We start from the raw sequence: 17,610 nt of genomic DNA, 5'->3' as shown, positions 1-17,610 counted from the left end.
TTGCAGGGTTGTGTCCGCCACCGTACCCTTGCCCTTTGCGAAAATCCCCACAGGTAGTTTCATGTCCCTGGAACAGAATTACACCGCGATTCTCGGCCAATTGGGCGAGGACGTGTCCCGCGAGGGCCTGCTCGACACGCCAAAGCGTGCCGCCAAAGCCATGCAGTACCTCTGCCGCGGTTATGAACAGACGCTCGAAGAGGTCACCAACGGTGCCCTGTTCAGCTCCGACAACAGCGAGATGGTGCTGGTCAAGGACATCGAGCTGTACTCGTTGTGCGAACACCACCTGCTGCCGTTCATCGGCAAGGCGCACGTTGCGTACATCCCGAGCGGCAAGGTGCTGGGCCTGTCGAAGGTCGCGCGGATCGTCGACATGTACGCCCGCCGCCTGCAGATCCAGGAAAACCTCAGCCGCCAGATCGCCGACGCAGTGATGCAAGTCACCGGTGCGCTGGGCGTGGCCGTGGTGATCGAGGCCAAGCACATGTGCATGATGATGCGCGGTGTCGAGAAACAGAATTCGTCGATGATCACTTCGGTGATGCTCGGTGAGTTCCGCGAAAACGCGGCGACTCGCAGCGAGTTCCTCAGCCTGATCAAGTAATCGGCTGCAGAAAAAACCGGCGTTGATCGCCGGTTTTTTTTCGCCCGTGAAAAATCGGGTAAGCTGCGCGCCCTTCTCTCTTTGCACCGTGAGGCTTTCAACGTGTTCGTAAAAGCGCTTCGTGTCGCCCTTGGCCAACTGATCATCTTCATCGACTTCATCACCCGCCCGGGCAAGAAACAGCGCCCCGCCGAGGTACAGGCGCAAGTCAACGCCGCCGCCAAAGGTCTGACCCTGTATCAGTTCCACGCCTGCCCGTTCTGCGTGAAAACCCGCCGCACCCTGCGTCGCCTGAATGTGCCGGTCGCACTGAAGGACGCGAAGAACAACGAACAGGATCGCCAGACGCTGCTGGACCAGGGCGGCAAAATCAAGGTGCCGTGCCTGCGCATTGAAGAGAATGGGCAGACGACCTGGATGTATGAGTCCAAGGTAATTATTGATTATCTGGATAAGCGTTTCGCGGCGGTCTGAGTCTTTTTGGGTGCATTTGAAGGCCCTATCGCGAGCAGGCTCACTCCTACAATTGGAATGCGTTCTCCTGTAGGAGTGAGCCTGCTCGCGATGAGGCACTTGAGGGCACCATAAATCCCAGACAAAAATAAACCGGCCCTCGAGCCGGTTTATTTTTTTCAGGCTGCCTTGTCTAGTTGCGCCTGACGCACCACCGCCGCCAGTCGCTTCAACCCTTCGTCCAGCCGCGCCGGGTCGATGTGACTGAAATTCAAACGCAGGTACCCGAGGTTTTTATCCGGTTCGGGAAAGAACGGCTCGCCCGGCATGAACGCCACGTCATTGGCCAGCGCCTCGTTGAGCAAAGTGCGCGTATCCAGCGGTTGCTTGAGCGTCAGCCAGAAAAACAGCCCGCCCTGCGGCATGTTCCAGTCCGCCAGATCGGCAAAGTGCGTTTCCAGCGCTGACTGGAAAGCATCGCGGCGCTGCCGGTAGAAACCGCGCAGTTTGCTCAGGTGCTGCTGATATTTTTCACTGCCGATCCATTGCAGCGCCTGCCACTGGCCGATGCGGTTGGTGTGCAGATCCGCCGATTGCTTGAGCTTGAGCAAATGCGGAAACAGGTCCGGGCTGGCGATCAGGTAACCGACGCGCAAACCCGGCAGCAAGGTTTTCGACACGGTGCCGGTGTAGATCCAACTGGCTTTCTGCAGACGTCCGGCGATCGGTTTGGCGCTGCCGCCGTCGAACGTCAGTTCGCGGTACGGCTCGTCTTCGATCAGGGTCACGCCGAATTCATCCAGCAATGCGGCGACGGCCGCGCGCTTGGCTTCGCTGTAGCGCACGGCGGATGGATTCTGGAACGTCGGGATCAGGTATATGAACGCAGGCCGGTGCTGCTCAAGACGACTGCGCAGTTGCGCCAGAGTCGGGCCGTCAGCCTCTTGCGGCACGGTCAGGCAATCGGCGCCGAACAGCTGGAAGATCTGCAGCGCGGCCAGGTAGGTCGGTGCCTCCAGAAGAATTTCGGTGCCCTTGTCGATGTACAACTTGGCGGCCAGATCCAGGGTCTGTTGGGAACCGCTGACCACCAGCACCTGACTCGCCGTGCACTCCAGCCCCAACGCCCGCGCCTGCGCCGCCAAGGCTTCACGCAGCGCCGGCTCGCCTTCGCTCATGCCGTATTGGCCGAGGGACAGCGGCATGTCCGCCCATTCGACTTTCGGCAGCATGGCTTCGGCCGGCAGGCCACCGGCAAACGACATCACCTCCGGGCGCTGGGCGGCGGCGAGGATTTCACGGATCAGAGAACTTTTAAGGCGCGAAACACGTTCGGAAAAAGCCATGGGAGTCACCGGTAGCGAGGCTTGGGAAAAATGAGTCAAACTGGTTGACTGAAACTACGACAACTTGAGCGAGTACGTCAACATGCTTGACCTTAAAAACCCCGCGAGCCAGCAACAGGCGATGGAAGCGTTTTTCTTCGGCTATCAGGCGTTCACCGCCAAGGCCGATGAAATGCTCGAGCGGCGTGGCCTGTCCCGGGTGCATCAGCGGATTGTGTTTTTCATCGCGCGTTATCCGAATTTGAGTGTGAAGGAATTGCTGGGATTGCTCGGGGTGAGCAAGCAGGCGCTGAACATGCCGTTGCGCCAGCTGCAGGAAATGCATCTGGTGCAGAGCGTGGCGTCCGAGACTGACAAGCGTAAGCGCCTGCTGGAGCTGACTGCTGAAGGTGAGAAGTTTGAGCAGGCGTTGCGGCGTGAGCAGGTGAAGTTGCTCGAACGGGTGTTTGCTGAAGCTGGGGAGGCGGCGGTGAATGGGTGGTTGGCGGTGAATATGGCGCTTGGGAGCACCCAGTCACATCTTGATTGACTGGACTGGCCTCTTCGGGAGCAAGCCCCCTCCCACAGGGTTCTGCGGGTTACCCATTATTCGGGTCCACTGGAGATCCACTGTGGGAGGGGGCTTGCTCCCGAAGAGGCCAGAACAGGCGATATATCCCTATGGCCTGACCTTTCGTAAACAAAACCAAAAACAATATTTGCTTTATTTGTACACAAAAGCATAATCCACTGCGTGCGAGTTCCTGACCGCATGGTCAACAAATTCGCGTATGCCTCAAAGGGCTGCTGCCACCCCTCATGGGTCCGGCCCTGGAAATAACAATAAAACTCTTGAGGAGTACTCGCTGTGGAAAGCCGCAAATCCGAAGCATCGCCGCTGGAACTCTCGCCGCCCTTACGCACAGGCGTGCTGGAGCGCATCTTCAAACTCAGCTTGCATGGCACCACGGTGAAGACCGAGCTGATTGCCGGTCTGACAACCTTCATCACCATGGCTTACATCATCTTCGTCAACCCGAACATCATGGCCGATGCCGGGATCGATCACGGTGCAGCCTTCGTCGCCACCTGCATCGCCGCCGCACTCGGCTGTCTGCTGATGGGCCTGTACGCCAACTGGCCGGTGGGTCTGGCGCCGGGCATGGGCCTCAACGCCTTCTTCACTTACACCGTGGTCGGCACCATGGGCTACAACTGGGAAACCGCGCTCGGTGCGGTGTTCGTTTCCGGTGTGCTGTTCATGATCCTGACCTTTTCGCGCATTCGCGAATGGCTGCTCAACAGCATCCCGGTCAGCCTGCGCTATGCCATGGGCGCTGGCGTCGGCCTGTTCCTCGGGCTGATCGGCCTGAAAACCGCCGGCATTGTCGTCGACAGCCCGGCCACCCTGATCAAACTCGGCTCCCTGCGCGAGCCCGGCCCGCTGCTGGCGGCGATCTGCTTCCTGATGATCGCGATCCTCAGCTACCACAAGGTGTTCGGCGCAATCCTCATCAGCATCATCACCGTGACCCTCGCCGGTTGGGGCCTGGGCATCGTGCACTACGAAGGGATCATGTCGACCCCGCCGAGCCTGGCACCGACCTTCATGGCAATGAACGTCGCGGGCGTGTTCAACGTCAGCATGATCAGCGTGGTGCTGGCCTTCCTCTTCGTGCACATGTTCGACACCGCCGGCACTCTGATGGGTGTGGCCCAGCGCGCCAATCTGGTCAACGCGGACGGGCGTATCGAAAACCTTTCCCGCGCCATGAAAGCCGACAGCGCCTCCAGCGTCTTCGGCGCGGTGGTCGGCGTTCCCCCCGTCACCAGCTATGTGGAAAGTGCCGCAGGTGTAGCGGCTGGTGGTCGGACTGGTCTTACCGCAGTCACCGTGGGTGTGCTATTTATAGCGGCGATGTTTTTCGCACCGCTGGCCGGGATGATTCCGGCTTACGCCACCGCCGGTGCGCTGATTTATGTCGCGATGCTGATGATGGGCGGCATGGCGCACATCGAATGGGATGAAGCCACTGACGCCATCCCGGCGATCGTCACCGCGATCATGATGCCGCTGACCTTCTCGGTCGCCGACGGCATTGCGCTGGGCTTCATCACCTACGTGGCGTTGAAGGCCGGTACCGGCAAGTACAAGGAAATTTCCGTCAGCCTGTGGGTGCTCTGCGCGATTTTCATCGCCAAGTTCATCTTCTTGTAAGCGTCACGCGGTTCAAGCGTCAAACCAGCCTCACCCTCGCGGGTGGGGCTTTTGCACATTCTTGAGTACAACAAAAAAAGGAGCAAAGTGATGAGTCTGGAAACCTGGCTGCTGTTCAGCGGCGCGGCATTGGTGGTGATCCTGATTCCAGGGCCACTGTCATTGCTGATGATCAGCAACAGTCTGAACTACGGCTTGCGCCGCTCTTACCCGGCGTTTCTCGGCGGCGTGATCGCTTCGATCTGCCTGCTCAGCGCATCGGCGCTGGGGCTGGGCGCCCTGCTGCTGGCCTCGGAACAACTGTTCAGCGCCCTGAAAATCGTCGGCGCGCTGTACCTGTTCTACCTCGCCTGGCAGAGCTGGCAGCAATCGCGTCAGCCGTCGGTAGGCGCCGAAGTGCCGCAAGCCGCACCGCTGCCGCGTTTTCGCACCCTGTTCGGCCGCGCTTTTGTCTTGGGCGCGAGTAACCCGAAAGACATCCTGTTCTTCGCCGCATTTCTGCCGCAGTTCCTCAGCGCGGAGCAGCCTTTCCTGCCGCAGTTGCTGATCATGATTGCAACCTGGACGGTGCTCGACCTGTGCTGCAAGCTGGCTTACGGGCTGGGTGCGCATGGTGCGGCGCGCTATCTGCGCAGCGGCAAGGGACAGAGCTGGTTCAACCGGGTGAGTGCCGGATTGTTCAGTGGCGCCGGTGCTGCGTCGCTGCTAAGCCGCTGACAGCAAAAGCTTCGCGAGCAAGCCCGCTCCCACATTTGGAATGCATTCCCTTGTGGGAGCGGGCTTGCTCGCGAAGGCGTCAGACCAGACGGCACTTTCCTCCAAGCGAAAAAAAGCCCGCAGTGTGAGCGGGCGAAAGACCAAAGAAGCTATATGCGCAGTCGCTTCCCGGTGGGGGCAGCTGCTTGGGGTCAGCTGCCCCGATAGGTGGAATAGCTGTAAGGCGAAATCAGCAGTGGCACGTGATAGTGATCCTGTTCGGCGGAGATGCCGAAACGCAGCACCACCACGTCGAGGAACGCCGGTTCCGGCAGTTGCACGCCACGGGCGCGGTAGTAATCGCCGGCGTGGAACTGCACCTGATAGACCCCGGTGCGGTAGTCATCGCCTTGCAGCAACGGCGCGTCGACCCGGCCATCGCTGTTGGTAACGGCACTGGCGACCAATTCCAGATGCGAACCTTCAACGCGGTACAGCTCGACCTTGATCGAGCTGCCCGGGCAACCATGTGCAGCGTCCAAAACGTGTGTTGTCAAACGTCCCATTGATTCTGCGCGCCTGGCCGCAAAGAGCAGTCAGACTTCGCGCCTCCCGAAGTCAGATAAAAAGGAGACCGCACCGATTCGGAGCACGAAAAGTTGCGGCGAGCGACTGATTAAGACACTTTTCAAAAAAATTGTACACAATAAAAACGACATTTTTCACCTCACCCCCGCCATTCGGGCGTTTACTGCCGATCTGCCCCAAAAGCGCCTGACTATTGAACCTCACATCCATTAGCTGACTGATCAGGCAGGTTTCTTGCAGGTTTACGCCATTACCAGCAAAAGATGACAGTCGGTGAAAAATGCGAAAATTCAGGCTTACAAATTGCGAATAAAGTTGTATACAATCAGCCCATCGCTGTGACGCCAGCCTGTGCAGGCCGTTACACAAACCTGTCAACGAATAAGAAGGAAGACTGCAGTGAGCGCTGACTACCCACGCGACCTGATCGGTTACGGCAGTAACCCTCCTCACCCACACTGGCCGGGCAACGCGCGCATCGCCCTGTCCTTCGTGCTCAATTACGAAGAAGGCGGCGAGCGCAACATCCTGCACGGCGACAAAGAATCCGAAGCTTTCCTCTCCGAGATGGTCGCTGCTCAGCCGCTGCAAGGCGCGCGCAACATGAGCATGGAATCGCTTTACGAGTATGGCAGCCGCGCCGGCGTCTGGCGGATCCTGAAACTGTTCAAGGAATTCGACATTCCACTGACCATCTTCGCCGTGGCCATGGCCGCCCAGCGCCACCCGGATGTGATCCGCGCGATGGTCGAAGCCGGTCACGAGATCTGCAGCCACGGCTACCGCTGGATCGACTATCAGTACATGGACGAGGCGCAGGAGCGCGAGCACATGCTCGAAGCGATCCGCATCCTCACCGAACTCACCGGCGAACGCCCACTGGGCTGGTACACCGGCCGCACTGGCCCGAACACCCGGCGCCTGGTGATGGAAGAAGGCGGTTTCCTCTACGACTGCGACACTTACGACGACGACCTGCCCTACTGGGAACCGAACAACCCGACCGGCAAGCCGCACCTGGTGATCCCGTACACCCTCGACACCAACGACATGCGCTTCACCCAGGTGCAGGGTTTCAACAAGGGCGACGATTTCTTCGAATACCTCAAAGACGCCTTCGACGTGCTCTACGCCGAGGGCGCCGAAGCGCCGAAGATGCTGTCGATCGGTCTGCACTGCCGGCTGATCGGCCGTCCGGCGCGTCTGGCATCGCTCAAGCGCTTCATCGAATACGCCAAAAGTCATGAACAGGTGTGGTTCAGCCGTCGCGTCGACATCGCGCGCCACTGGCACGAAACCCATCCGTACCAAGGGGCCGCCAAATGAGCCGCTTTCAAACCCTGCAACCGTCGAGCCTGAGCCGCGACGCTTTCGTCAAAGCCTTCGCCGACATCTACGAACATTCGCCATGGGTGGCCGAAAAGGCCTACGACCTGGGCGCGGACGCGTCGATCGACGAGATCGAAACCCTGCACCAGCGCATGAGCGACATCCTGTTGAGCGCCGATCACGCCAGCCAGCTTGCGCTGATCAACGCTCACCCGGACCTGGCCGGCAAAGCTGCCGTCCAGGGCCAATTGACCGAAGCCAGCACCAATGAACAGGCTGGCGCCGGTATTCACCAATGCACGGCCGAAGAGTTCCAGCGCTTCACCGAGCTGAACGACGCCTACAAGGCCAAGTTCAAGTTTCCCTTCATCATGGCGGTAAAAGGCAGCAACCGGCATCAGATCCTCGCGGCGTTCGAAACGCGCATTCATAACTCGGTCGACACCGAATTCAAATGCGCGCTGGCGGAGATCAACAAGATCGCCCTGTTCCGTTTACTGACTCTTTAGCGAAGCCTGACCCGAGTACATCAGACGCGGAGAGTACCCAGGGTCTTGCAAGCATCCCCAGCCAACTTATTAAAGGCAGACAAGAAGAATGAAAGCTTACGCCGTACCTTTCGAGAAGTTCGTCAACCTGGCCGACGCCCGTCTGGGCACCAAAATCATCTCGGTCACCGATGACTGGTTCGCAGACGCCAATCGTCTGTTTCAGCCGACCCCGGCCGTGTGGAAGGAGGGTGTGTTCGACGACAACGGCAAGTGGATGGACGGCTGGGAGTCGCGTCGCAAGCGCTTCGAAGGCTACGACAGCGCGGTAATCCGCCTGGGTGTACCGGGTTCGATCAAAGGCGTGGACATCGACACTTCATTCTTCACCGGCAACTTCCCGCCATCGGCCTCGCTGGAAGCGTGCTTCCTGGCCTCGGGCGAGCCGGACGAAAACACCCAGTGGACTGAAGTGCTGTCAGCCGTCGAGCTGCAAGGCAACAGCCACCACTACCACGAAATCAGCAACGACAAAGCGTTCAGCCACCTGCGCTTCAACATCTACCCGGACGGCGGTGTCGCCCGTCTGCGCGTCTACGGTATTCCGTTCCGCGACTGGTCGGCTGTTGGCGACAACGAGCAAGTCGATCTGGCCGCAGCCCTCAACGGTGGCCGCGCCCTCGCCTGCTCCGACGAACACTTCGGTCGCATGAGCAACATCCTCAACCCGGGCCGTGGCATCAACATGGGCGATGGCTGGGAAACCGCACGTCGTCGCACCCCGGGCAATGACTGGGTGATCGTCGCGCTGGGCCACCCGGGCGAGATCGAAAAAATCATCGTCGACACCCTGCACTTCAAGGGCAACTACCCGGACACCTGCTCGATCCAGGGCGCGTTCGTCAAGGGCGGCACCGACAGCCAGATCGAAACCCAGTCGCTGTTCTGGCGTGAACTGCTGCCGAGCCAGAAGCTGGAAATGCACGCCGAACACACCTTCGTCGAGCAGATCAAGGCTTTGGGCCCGATCACCCACATCCGCCTGAACGTGTTCCCGGATGGTGGTGTGAGTCGCCTGCGCGTTCTCGGCAAGGTAGCGAAGTAAGCGGCGCGACCATTCGCGAGCAAGCTCGCTCCCACAGGAGACTGCATTCCAAATGTGGGAGCGAGCCTGCTCGCGAAGGCGTCAGAACAGTCAACACAGAATTCGGAAAAGAACAGCATGCGCACACTAACGATTGAACCGCTGACCAAAGAAGCCTTCGCCCCCTTCGGTGACGTGATCGAAACCGACGGCAGCGACCACTTCATGATCAACAACGGTTCGACCATGCGCTTCCACAAACTGGCGACGGTCGAAACCGCTACGCCTGAGGACAACGCGATCATCAGCATCTTCCGCGCCGACGCGCAGGACATGCCGCTGACCGTGAGCATGCTGGAACGCCATCCGCTGGGCAGCCAGGCTTTCATTCCGCTGCTCGGCAACCCCTTTCTGATCGTGGTCGCGCCACTTGGCGATGTACCTGTATCAGGCTTGGTCCGCGCCTTCGTCACCAACGGCAGGCAGGGCATCAATTACCATCGCGGCGTCTGGCACCACCCGGTGCTGACGATCGAAAAGCGGGATGACTTCCTGGTGGTTGATCGCAGTGGCACAGGCAATAACTGCGATGAGCATTTTTTCAAAGAGGATGAGCGTTTGATCCTCGCCCCCCACCAATAAGAGAAGGTCTGATCACTCGACAACAAGAGTGACAGGCGAGAGGTAAAGACTGTGGAAGCACATCTGTTGGAATGGCTGAACCTGAGCGTGCGCTGGGTTCACATGATCACTGGCGTGGCCTGGATCGGCGCGTCGTTCTACTTCGTCTGGCTGGAGAACAACCTCAACCGCGTCAACCCGAAAACCGGTCTGGCCGGTGATCTGTGGGCGATCCACGGCGGCGGTATCTATCACCTGGAAAAATACAAACTAGCCCCACCGTCGATGCCGGAGAACCTGCACTGGTTCAAATGGGAAGCCTACTTCACCTGGATGTCGGGGATCGCGCTGCTGTGCGTGGTGTTCTACTCCAACCCCGTGCTCTACCTCGTGGCACCCGGCAGCGGCCTGACCGGCCCTGAAGGCGTGGCCATCGGCATCGGTTCGCTGATCGCCGGCTGGTTCATCTACGACTTCCTCTGCGATTCGGCCCTTGGCAAGAAACCCGCCCTGCTCGGCTTCATCCTGTTCGTGCTGATCATCGGCGCGGCGTATGGCTTCAGCAAGGTGTTCAGCGGTCGGGGTGCGTACCTGCACGTCGGCGCGATCATCGGCACCATCATGGTCGGCAACGTGTTCCGCATCATCATGCCGGCGCAACGTGCTCTGGTCGCGGCGATTGCCGAGAACCGCACGCCGGACCCGGCGCTGCCCGCCAAAGGCTTGCTGCGTTCGCGTCACAACAACTACTTCACCCTGCCGGTGCTGTTCATCATGATCAGCAACCACTTTCCGAGCACTTATGGCAGCCAGTACAACTGGTTGATTCTGGCCGGTATCGCGGTGTTGGCGGTGTTGGTGCGTCACTACTTCAACACCCGTCACGACAGCCACAAGTTTGCCTGGACCCTGCCGGTGGCAGCGGTGGGCATGATCAGTCTGGCGTACGTCACCGGCCCTGCGCCGATGTCGACCGCGCCGGACGTGGCCAAGGCGTCAGCGAAAATCGAGTACCAACCGCTGCCGGAAACGGCACTGGGCGGTGGCGCGAAACCGGCTGAAGCGGCGGCACCTGCAGCGCCAGCTGCTCCGGCTGCGGCACCGGCGCAGGCGTCCAACGCCGGCCCTGGTTTCGACAAGGTGCATAACGTGATTCAGGAACGCTGTGCGGTCTGCCACTCGGCGAAACCGACCAGCCCGCTGTTCAGCGCCGCCCCGGCCGGGGTGATGCTCGATACCCCTGAGCAGATCCGCCAGAACGCGGCGCGAATCCAGGCGCAAGCCATCACTACACAGATCATGCCACTGGGCAACATCACCCAGATGACCCAGCAGGAACGTGACCTGATCGGTGCATGGATCGCGCAGGGAGCCCAGACCAACTGAGCCAGACAAAAGCCTGTGTAAAAGCAGGCTTTTGTGGCGAGGGAGCTTGCTCCCGCTGGGTCGCGAAGCGGCCCCTCTCTTTGCCTGAAGAGCAGGGACTGCTGCGCAGTCCAGCGGGAGCAAGCTCCCTCGCCACAAACAAGCTCTGCAGCCACAAATATCAATGATGCAAAAGGACAGCTGTGAGCCACCCGGCAGTTGTTCAATCACAAGAATAAAAAGATCCGAGGTGTTGCATGTCCGAGCTGTCCAAAGCGCGCATCCCCGACGCACCCGCCATTCAGCGTTTGCCCTTTTTGCAACTGATCCTGGTCGGTTTGCAACATGTTCTGCTGATGTACGGCGGTGCCATCGCGGTGCCGTTGATCATCGGACAGGCCGCTGGCCTGAGTCGTGAAGAAATTGCCTTCCTGATCAATGCCGACCTGCTGGTCGCCGGTATCGCCACCATCGTTCAGTCGCTGGGTATCGGCCCGATGGGCATCCGCATGCCGGTGATGATGGGCGCCAGTTTTGCCGCTGTCGGCAGTATGGTCGCCATGGCCGGCATGCCCGGTATCGGTCTGCAAGGGATCTTCGGCGCGACTATCGCCGCCGGATTCTTCGGCATGCTCATCGCGCCGTTCATGTCCAAAGTCGTGCGTTTCTTCCCGCCTTTGGTGACCGGTACGGTCATCACCTCGATCGGTCTGTCGCTGTTCCCCGTGGCCGTGAACTGGGCCGGTGGCGGTGCCGCTGCGGCGCAATTCGGCTCGCCGATTTACCTGGCCATCGCCGCTCTGGTGCTGGCGACCATTCTGCTGATCCACCGCTTCATGCGCGGGTTCTGGGTGAATATTTCCGTGCTGATCGGCATGTGCCTGGGCTACGTGCTCTGCGGTGCGATCGGCATGGTCGACCTGAGCGGCATGGCCAGCGCGCCATGGTTTCAGTTCGTCACCCCGCTGCACTTCGGCATGCCGAAATTTGAACTGGCACCGATTCTGTCGATGTGCCTGGTGGTGGTGATCATCTTCGTCGAGTCCACCGGGATGTTTCTCGCGTTGGGCAAAATCACCGGCCAGGAAGTCTGCCCGCGCATGCTGCGGCGCGGCCTGCTGTGCGATGCCGGCGCTTCGTTCGTCGCCGGTTTCTTCAACACCTTCACTCACTCCTCGTTCGCGCAGAACATCGGCCTGGTGCAGATGACCGGCGTGCGCTGCCGCTCGGTGACCATCGTTGCCGGCGGATTACTGATCGTGCTGAGCCTGCTGCCGAAAGCGGCATTTCTGGTGGCGTCGATTCCGCCGGCGGTGCTCGGTGGGGCGGCGATTGCGATGTTCGGCATGGTCGCGGCTACCGGCATCAAGATCCTGCAAGAAGCCGACATCGGTGACCGTCGCAACCAGTTGCTGGTCGCGGTGAGCATCGGCATGGGCCTGATCCCGGTGGTGCGTCCGGAATTCTTCGCGCACTTGCCGATGTGGATGAGCCCGATCACCCACAGCGGCATCGCCATGGCCACCCTCAGCGCGCTGACCCTGAACCTGCTGTTCAACATCCTCGGCGGCGCCGAACGCGCGGCGATCAACGACTGCCACGCGCATCAGCATTAACGGAATCACCACAAAACCTGTGGGAGCGGGCTTGCTCGCGAAAGCGGTATGTCATTCAACATTTGTATCGACTGACACGCCCCCTTCGCGAGCAAGCCCGCTCCCACAGGGACTGTGCAACACCCTGCCTCAACAATAAAAACAAGAGGGAGCAACAGATGATTCGCACGCAAACCAGCGTTCTGTTGAGTGGCGGCCTGCTGGCCGCGAGTCAGGCCATGGCCGGCGATTTACTGCTGTGGCAGACCAACAGCCTGAGCTACCTGTACGGCAAGAACTTCGCGATCAACCCGTCGATCCAGCAGACGGTGACGTTCGAACACGCCGACAAGTGGAAGTACGGCGACAACTTCCTGTTCGTCGACAAGATCTTCTACAACGGCCAGGAAGATCGCAACAAAGGCCCGCACACCTTCTACGGCGAATTCACCCCGCGCTTCTCGTTCGGCAAGATCTTCGACCAGAAAATCGAGTTTGGCCCGATCAAGGACGTGCTGCTGGCGATGACCTACGAGTACGGCGAAGGCGACAGCGAGGCCTACCTGATCGGCCCCGGCTTCGATCTGAAAGTGCCCGGTTTCAACTACGTGACCCTGAACATCTTCCGCCGCCAGACCGAAGGCCCGCGCCCGGGCGACGGCGTCTGGCAGATCACCCCGGGCTGGTCGTACAGCGTGCCGCTGGGCAATTCCGATCTGCTGATCGACGGCTATCTGGACTGGGTCGTCGACAACGACCAGAACTCGCGCGGCACCTACCACGCCAACCTGCACATCAATCCGCAGATCAAATACGACCTCGGCAAAGCCCTCGGCTGGAGCCACAAGCAGCTGTACGTCGGCACCGAATACAGCTACTGGAAGAACAAATACGGCGTCGAAAGCAGCCACAACCTCGACACCAACCAGAACACCGCCAGCCTGCTGGTGAAGGTGCACTTCTGAGATGGCCCGCAACCGTGCCCCATACCTGTCGTCGGTGCTCTGTTGCGGGGCACTTGAGAGCTGGCCGAGGAGTCAGTATTCTCCGCGGCCTCTTGAATTCGGTCTAAAAAAAAGCCCGAATTTAATTCCTGACCGACGAGCCAACTTATCCCGGCCCCGGTCAGTACCGAGGCATCCCGAAAACACGCGCAATCGACTGTTTTTCAGCAGCCGAACGGGTGTTTTTTTGCTTTTCGAAAGCGTTGGCCCAGCTCTTGCTATCACCAGCGAAGCTGACCGATCGGATGACTTTTGCAGCGACGAAAAAAGGCGCCACACCAGAGCGCCGATCTTAAAAAAAATAAACGTGGAACACCTACTTTGGGAGCAACCGAATGAAACGTATGTGCACCAGCCTGATGCTCGCGGGATCGATGCTGGCCGGCGGCCAGGCCATGGCCGAGGGCCTGCTGCAATGGCAGAACAACAGCCTGACCTACCTGTATGGCAAGGACTTCCAGGTCAACCCGCGCATCCAGCAGACCGTCACCTTCGAGCACGCCGATGCGTGGAAGTACGGGGATAACTTCTTCTTCCTCGACAAGATCTTCTACAACGGTGGCAAGGACTTCAGCAACGGCCCGAACACCTACTACGGTGAGTTCAGCCCGCGCATCTCGCTGGGCAAAGTGCTCGACCAGAAGATCGAATTCGGCCCGATCAAAGACGTGCTGTTGGCGATGACTTACGAGTTCGGCGAAGGTGACACCGAGTCGTACCTGATCGGCCCAGGCTTCGACCTCGCGATTCCGGGCTTCGACTACTTCCAGTTGAACTTCTACCAGCGCCACACCGAAGGCTCGCGCGCCGGTGACAACGTCTGGCAGATCACTCCGGTCTGGTCCTACACCATTCCGGTCGGCAAGTCGGACATCCTGATCGACGGTTTCATGGACTGGGTCACCGACAACGACACCAACAAAAAGGGCGAATACCACGCCAACCTGCACTTCAACCCGCAGATCAAATATGACCTGGGCAAGGCGCTGAGTTTCGGCGAGAAGCAGTTGTATGTCGGTGTTGAATACGACTACTGGAAAGACAAGTACGGGATCGACGACACCGGTGCGTTCAAGACCAATCAGAGCACCACAAGCTTCCTGGTGAAGTTCCACTTCTGATAAAGATCAAAAGATCGCAGGCTTCGCCAGCTCCTACAGGGATAGCGCATTCCAATGTAGGAGCTGCCGCAGGCTGCGATCTTTTGCCTTTAAGAAGTTAACCCGAGAAACCGGCACAACTCCTCACGCTTGGCCAACGCATCGCGCCGTCCCAGATCAATCAATTCGCTGCAATACCCCGCCTCGAACAGCAGATAACTCAACACCCCTGCCCCACTGGTCTTGGTCGCTCCCGGGCCGCGCAAGAACAGGCGCAATGCCGCCGGCAACTCCTGCCGATGCCGCGCCGCGATCTCGTCGATCGGCTGACTCGGCGCAATCACCAGCACCTCCACCGGCGCCACGCCCAACTCACGAGTCGGCACGCCCTCGGGCATCAGGTGGCTGAACTGGTTGAGGCGCTGCAGCAACTCGATGTCGCTCTCCAGGCTGTCAATGAACGTGCTGTTGAGCATGTGCCCGCCGATCTGCGCCAGCGTCGGCTGTTGCCCGGTGTAGGCGCGCTCCAGCGGCTGCTGCGGATCAAAACCGCGCGGGTTGCCGCTGACGCCCACCACCAGCACCCGGCTCGCGCCCAAGTGCAGCGCCGGGCTGATCGGTGCCGATTGGCGTACCGCGCCGTCGCCGAAATATTCCTCACCGATTTTCACCGGGGCAAACAGCAACGGGATCGCCGAACTAGCCAGCAGATGATCCACCGACAATTGCGCCGGCACGCCGATCCGACGATGGCGCAACCACGCATCGATCGTGCCGCCGCCCTGATAGAAGGTCACCGCCTGCCCCGACTCGTAGCCGAACGCGGTCACCGCCACCGCATGCAGTTGCTTGCGGGCGATGGATTCGGCGATCCCGGGCATGTGCAGTTTTTCATTGAGCAGGTCGCGCAGCGGCGAACTGTTGAGCAGCGCCACCGGCAGTTGCCGACCGATGCCGAGCAGGCTGTGACTGACAAAGCGGCTGGCCTGACGGATCACCCCCGGCCAGTCGCTGCGCAGCACCCGATGGCTGCGAAAGCCCTGCCAGAACAGTGTGAGACGTTCGATAGCGGCGCGAAAATCGGTGGCGCCACTGGCCAGGCTGACCGCGTTGATCGCCCCGGCCGAGGTGCCGACGATCACCGGAAACGGATTGTCCGCGCCCAGCGGCAGCAATTCGGCAATCGCCGCCAGCACCCCCACCTGATACGCCGCCCGAGCCCCGCCGCCGGAAAGAATCAAACCTGTGACCGGTTCCGCTGGGCTCATCGCAACGCTCCATGGTGCTTGAAAGGGTGAATGAATCAGCCGCGCCGTTTCGGGTAAAGCTTCGGCTCGCCCGGTGGACGGCTCTTGAAGCGGCGATGCGCCCACAAGTATTGCTCAGGGCAGGCGCGCAGCGCACTTTCCACCCATTGGTTGATGCGGAGGCAGTCGGCCTCTTCGGTCTCGCCCGGGAAGTCTTCCAGCGGCGGATGGATCACCAGCCGGTAGCCGCTGCCATCCGCCAGACGCTCCTGAGTGAACGGCACCACCAGCGCTTTACCCAACCGGGCAAACTTGGTGGTCGCGGTCACGGTCGCCGCCTGAATGCCGAACAGCGGCACGAAGATACTTTGCTTGGCGCCGTAGTCCTGATCCGGTGCGTACCAGATCGCCCGGCCCGAACGCAGCAGCTTGAGCATGCCGCGCACGTCGTCACGCTCCACCGCCAGCGAATCGAGGTTGTGCCGCTCGCGGCCCCGACGCTGGACGAAGTCGAACAACGGGTTCTTGTGCTCGCGGTACATGCCGTCGATGGTGTGCTGCTGGCCGAGCAACGCGGCGCCGATTTCCAGGGTGGTGAAGTGCGCGGCCATGAGGATCACGCCCTTGCCTTCGCGCTGGGCCTTTTGCAGATGCTCCAGGCCTTCGACGTGGGCCAGTTTGGCCAGACGCTCACGGGACCACCACCAGCTCATCGCCATTTCAAAGAAGGCGATGCCGGTAGAGGCGAAGTTTTCCTTGAGCAGACGTTTACGCTCGGCGGCGGATTTTTCCGGGAAGCACAGCTCGAGATTGCGCTTGGCGATGCGCCGCCGGTCGCCGGCCACGCGATACATCAATGCGCCCAAAACACGACCGATCGTCAGTAAAACCGCATACGGCAACTGCACGATCAGCCACAACAGCCCCAGACCGCACCAGAGCGGCCAGAAGCGGGGAGAAAGAAAGGCTCTTCGAAAACGCGGGCGATCCATTAAAGCTTCCGTAAATTCAGTGGCCGCGCATTCTACATCGTTCGACCCGGCTTGCGGCTCGCGGGCGTTCTCGTTATAAGTCTCGGCACTTTTAGTGACAAGCCGTTGTATGCCGATATGAGCCAAAACGAATCGCCAGACCGAGATCCCGTGTTCCAGTTGAAGGGCAGCATGCTGGCCATTACGGTGCTGGAACTGTCCCGCAACGACCTCGACAGCCTTGATCGGCAACTGGCCGCCAAAGTCGCCCAGGCGCCGAATTTCTTCAGCAATGCACCGTTGGTCCTGGCGCTGGACAAACTGCCGCCTGGCGAAGGTGCAGTCGATCTGCCCGGCCTGATGCGCGTGTGCCGCCAGCATGGCCTGCGCACCCTGGCGATCCGCGCCAGCCGTATCGAAGACATCGCCGCCGCCATCGCCATCGACATCCCGGTGCTGCCGCCGTCCGGCGCCCGCGAGCGACCGCTGGAAGCGCCGGAACCGGAAGTCAAAAAGAAGCCGGAAAAGCCCCCGGAGCCGACGGTCAAACCGACCCGCGTCATCACCACGCCAGTACGTGGTGGCCAACAGATATATGCCCAGGGTGGCGATCTGGTGGTGGTTTCCTCGGTCAGTCCGGGGGCGGAACTTCTGGCCGATGGCAACATCCATGTATACGGCCCGATGCGCGGTCGCGCACTGGCCGGCGTCAAAGGCGACACCAAGGCCCGGATTTTCTGTCAGCAATTGAGCGCTGAACTGATCTCCATCGCCGGGCATTACAAGGTTTCCGAAGATTTGCGCCGCGATCCACTATGGGGCTCCGGCGTCCAGGTCAGCCTGTCGGCCGACGTGTTGAACATCATTCGGCTTTAACGGATACTGCCGCATTTTCCAAGCATCTCTAAAACGTAGCGAA

The 17,610-nt window shown here is 60.2% G+C and carries 18 protein-coding genes; 14 read left to right on the top strand and 4 right to left on the bottom strand.

Annotation, left to right across the window (positions count from 1 at the left end):
* The first annotated feature begins 61 nt into the window (after positions 1-61).
* Positions 62-607, top strand: coding sequence for a GTP cyclohydrolase I FolE (folE, locus tag ACS4NR_RS03090; RefSeq protein WP_003442011.1), 546 nt, complete (start codon positions 62-64; stop codon positions 605-607).
* A gap of 102 nt (positions 608-709) precedes the next feature.
* Positions 710-1,081, top strand: coding sequence for a glutathione S-transferase N-terminal domain-containing protein (locus ACS4NR_RS03085; RefSeq protein WP_456019061.1), 372 nt, complete (start codon positions 710-712; stop codon positions 1,079-1,081).
* Between the two features lie 158 nt (positions 1,082-1,239).
* Here the strand turns inward: ACS4NR_RS03085 and ACS4NR_RS03080 are convergent, their stop codons facing one another.
* Positions 1,240-2,406, bottom strand: a complete 1,167-nt coding sequence (locus ACS4NR_RS03080; RefSeq protein WP_456019060.1) for an aminotransferase-like domain-containing protein — start codon at positions 2,404-2,406, stop codon at positions 1,240-1,242.
* An 82-nt stretch (positions 2,407-2,488) separates the two neighbouring features.
* Between ACS4NR_RS03080 and ACS4NR_RS03075 the strand changes: the two genes are divergently transcribed.
* The 3 genes from ACS4NR_RS03075 to ACS4NR_RS03065 all read left to right on the top strand — a co-directional run bounded on the left by ACS4NR_RS03075 (position 2,489) and on the right by ACS4NR_RS03065 (position 5,320).
* The gene (locus ACS4NR_RS03075; RefSeq protein WP_166495546.1) at positions 2,489-2,935 is read left to right on the top strand and encodes a MarR family winged helix-turn-helix transcriptional regulator; all 447 of its coding nucleotides are present in this window, start codon (positions 2,489-2,491) and stop codon (positions 2,933-2,935) included.
* 318 nt (positions 2,936-3,253) lie between these two features.
* Positions 3,254-4,603, top strand: coding sequence for an NCS2 family permease (locus ACS4NR_RS03070; protein ID WP_095139990.1), 1,350 nt, complete (start codon positions 3,254-3,256; stop codon positions 4,601-4,603).
* A gap of 90 nt (positions 4,604-4,693) precedes the next feature.
* A complete protein-coding gene (locus ACS4NR_RS03065; RefSeq protein WP_095139991.1) occupies positions 4,694-5,320 on the top strand; it encodes a LysE family translocator in 627 nt (208 codons plus the stop codon).
* A 191-nt stretch (positions 5,321-5,511) separates the two neighbouring features.
* Here ACS4NR_RS03065 and uraH read toward each other — a convergent pair whose 3' ends face one another.
* Complete coding sequence (uraH, locus tag ACS4NR_RS03060) at positions 5,512-5,865, bottom strand: hydroxyisourate hydrolase (RefSeq protein WP_007913983.1); 354 nt, start codon at positions 5,863-5,865, stop codon at positions 5,512-5,514.
* Positions 5,866-6,286: 421 nt separating this feature from the next.
* Here uraH and puuE point away from each other — a divergent pair, with 421 nt between their 5' ends.
* From puuE to ACS4NR_RS03020, 8 genes are all read left to right on the top strand, one after another.
* Positions 6,287-7,213, top strand: a complete 927-nt coding sequence (gene puuE / locus ACS4NR_RS03055) for an allantoinase PuuE (protein WP_039769896.1) — start codon at positions 6,287-6,289, stop codon at positions 7,211-7,213.
* On the top strand, positions 7,210-7,725 hold the full coding sequence (gene uraD, locus ACS4NR_RS03050) for a 2-oxo-4-hydroxy-4-carboxy-5-ureidoimidazoline decarboxylase (protein WP_007913979.1): 516 nt from the start codon (positions 7,210-7,212) through the stop codon (positions 7,723-7,725). The genes puuE and uraD overlap by 4 nt, the downstream gene beginning before the upstream one ends.
* An 88-nt stretch (positions 7,726-7,813) precedes the next feature.
* A complete protein-coding gene (gene alc / locus ACS4NR_RS03045) occupies positions 7,814-8,809 on the top strand; it encodes an allantoicase (protein ID WP_007960036.1) in 996 nt (331 codons plus the stop codon).
* 117 nt (positions 8,810-8,926) lie between these two features.
* Positions 8,927-9,430 carry an ureidoglycolate lyase gene (locus ACS4NR_RS03040; protein WP_027613342.1) on the top strand — a complete coding sequence of 168 codons (504 nt, stop codon included), beginning with the start codon at positions 8,927-8,929 and terminating at the stop codon, positions 9,428-9,430.
* Positions 9,431-9,481: 51 nt separating this feature from the next.
* Complete coding sequence (locus ACS4NR_RS03035; RefSeq protein WP_456019058.1) at positions 9,482-10,795, top strand: urate hydroxylase PuuD; 1,314 nt, start codon at positions 9,482-9,484, stop codon at positions 10,793-10,795.
* A gap of 236 nt (positions 10,796-11,031) precedes the next feature.
* On the top strand, positions 11,032-12,390 hold the full coding sequence (locus ACS4NR_RS03030; protein WP_456019057.1) for a nucleobase:cation symporter-2 family protein: 1,359 nt from the start codon (positions 11,032-11,034) through the stop codon (positions 12,388-12,390).
* Positions 12,391-12,548: 158 nt separating this feature from the next.
* The gene (locus tag ACS4NR_RS03025) at positions 12,549-13,334 is read left to right on the top strand and encodes an outer membrane protein OmpK (protein WP_027613345.1); all 786 of its coding nucleotides are present in this window, start codon (positions 12,549-12,551) and stop codon (positions 13,332-13,334) included.
* A gap of 374 nt (positions 13,335-13,708) precedes the next feature.
* Positions 13,709-14,494: an outer membrane protein OmpK gene (locus tag ACS4NR_RS03020; RefSeq protein WP_095139997.1), complete on the top strand. Its 786-nt coding sequence runs from the start codon at positions 13,709-13,711 to the stop codon at positions 14,492-14,494.
* 89 nt (positions 14,495-14,583) lie between these two features.
* Here ACS4NR_RS03020 and ACS4NR_RS03015 read toward each other — a convergent pair whose 3' ends face one another.
* Together ACS4NR_RS03015 and ACS4NR_RS03010 are read right to left on the bottom strand one after the other, a co-directional pair.
* Complete coding sequence (locus ACS4NR_RS03015; RefSeq protein WP_202371148.1) at positions 14,584-15,741, bottom strand: patatin-like phospholipase family protein; 1,158 nt, start codon at positions 15,739-15,741, stop codon at positions 14,584-14,586.
* Positions 15,742-15,776: 35 nt separating this feature from the next.
* Complete coding sequence (locus ACS4NR_RS03010; protein ID WP_456019056.1) at positions 15,777-16,712, bottom strand: lipid A biosynthesis lauroyl acyltransferase; 936 nt, start codon at positions 16,710-16,712, stop codon at positions 15,777-15,779.
* A gap of 117 nt (positions 16,713-16,829) precedes the next feature.
* Here ACS4NR_RS03010 and minC point away from each other — a divergent pair, with 117 nt between their 5' ends.
* Positions 16,830-17,567: a septum site-determining protein MinC gene (gene minC / locus ACS4NR_RS03005; protein WP_027613349.1), complete on the top strand. Its 738-nt coding sequence runs from the start codon at positions 16,830-16,832 to the stop codon at positions 17,565-17,567.
* The last annotated feature ends 43 nt before the right edge of the window (positions 17,568-17,610 follow it).

This window comes from Pseudomonas sp. JQ36 (genome assembly GCF_053851495.1).
This window is presented reverse-complemented; position numbering and strand designations above follow the sequence as displayed.

Coding starts and splice junctions, on each gene's coding strand:
- folE (WP_003442011.1), top strand. CDS start 62: ATGTCCCTGGAACAGAATTACACCGCGATTCTCGGCCAATTGGGCGAG.
- ACS4NR_RS03080 (WP_456019060.1), bottom strand. CDS start 2,406: ATGGCTTTTTCCGAACGTGTTTCGCGCCTTAAAAGTTCTCTGATCCGT.
- ACS4NR_RS03075 (WP_166495546.1), top strand. CDS start 2,489: ATGCTTGACCTTAAAAACCCCGCGAGCCAGCAACAGGCGATGGAAGCG.
- ACS4NR_RS03065 (WP_095139991.1), top strand. CDS start 4,694: ATGAGTCTGGAAACCTGGCTGCTGTTCAGCGGCGCGGCATTGGTGGTG.
- uraH (WP_007913983.1), bottom strand. CDS start 5,865: ATGGGACGTTTGACAACACACGTTTTGGACGCTGCACATGGTTGCCCG.
- uraD (WP_007913979.1), top strand. CDS start 7,210: ATGAGCCGCTTTCAAACCCTGCAACCGTCGAGCCTGAGCCGCGACGCT.
- alc (WP_007960036.1), top strand. CDS start 7,814: ATGAAAGCTTACGCCGTACCTTTCGAGAAGTTCGTCAACCTGGCCGAC.
- ACS4NR_RS03040 (WP_027613342.1), top strand. CDS start 8,927: ATGCGCACACTAACGATTGAACCGCTGACCAAAGAAGCCTTCGCCCCC.
- ACS4NR_RS03030 (WP_456019057.1), top strand. CDS start 11,032: ATGTCCGAGCTGTCCAAAGCGCGCATCCCCGACGCACCCGCCATTCAG.
- ACS4NR_RS03025 (WP_027613345.1), top strand. CDS start 12,549: ATGATTCGCACGCAAACCAGCGTTCTGTTGAGTGGCGGCCTGCTGGCC.
- ACS4NR_RS03020 (WP_095139997.1), top strand. CDS start 13,709: ATGAAACGTATGTGCACCAGCCTGATGCTCGCGGGATCGATGCTGGCC.
- ACS4NR_RS03015 (WP_202371148.1), bottom strand. CDS start 15,741: ATGAGCCCAGCGGAACCGGTCACAGGTTTGATTCTTTCCGGCGGCGGG.
- ACS4NR_RS03010 (WP_456019056.1), bottom strand. CDS start 16,712: ATGGATCGCCCGCGTTTTCGAAGAGCCTTTCTTTCTCCCCGCTTCTGG.
- minC (WP_027613349.1), top strand. CDS start 16,830: ATGAGCCAAAACGAATCGCCAGACCGAGATCCCGTGTTCCAGTTGAAG.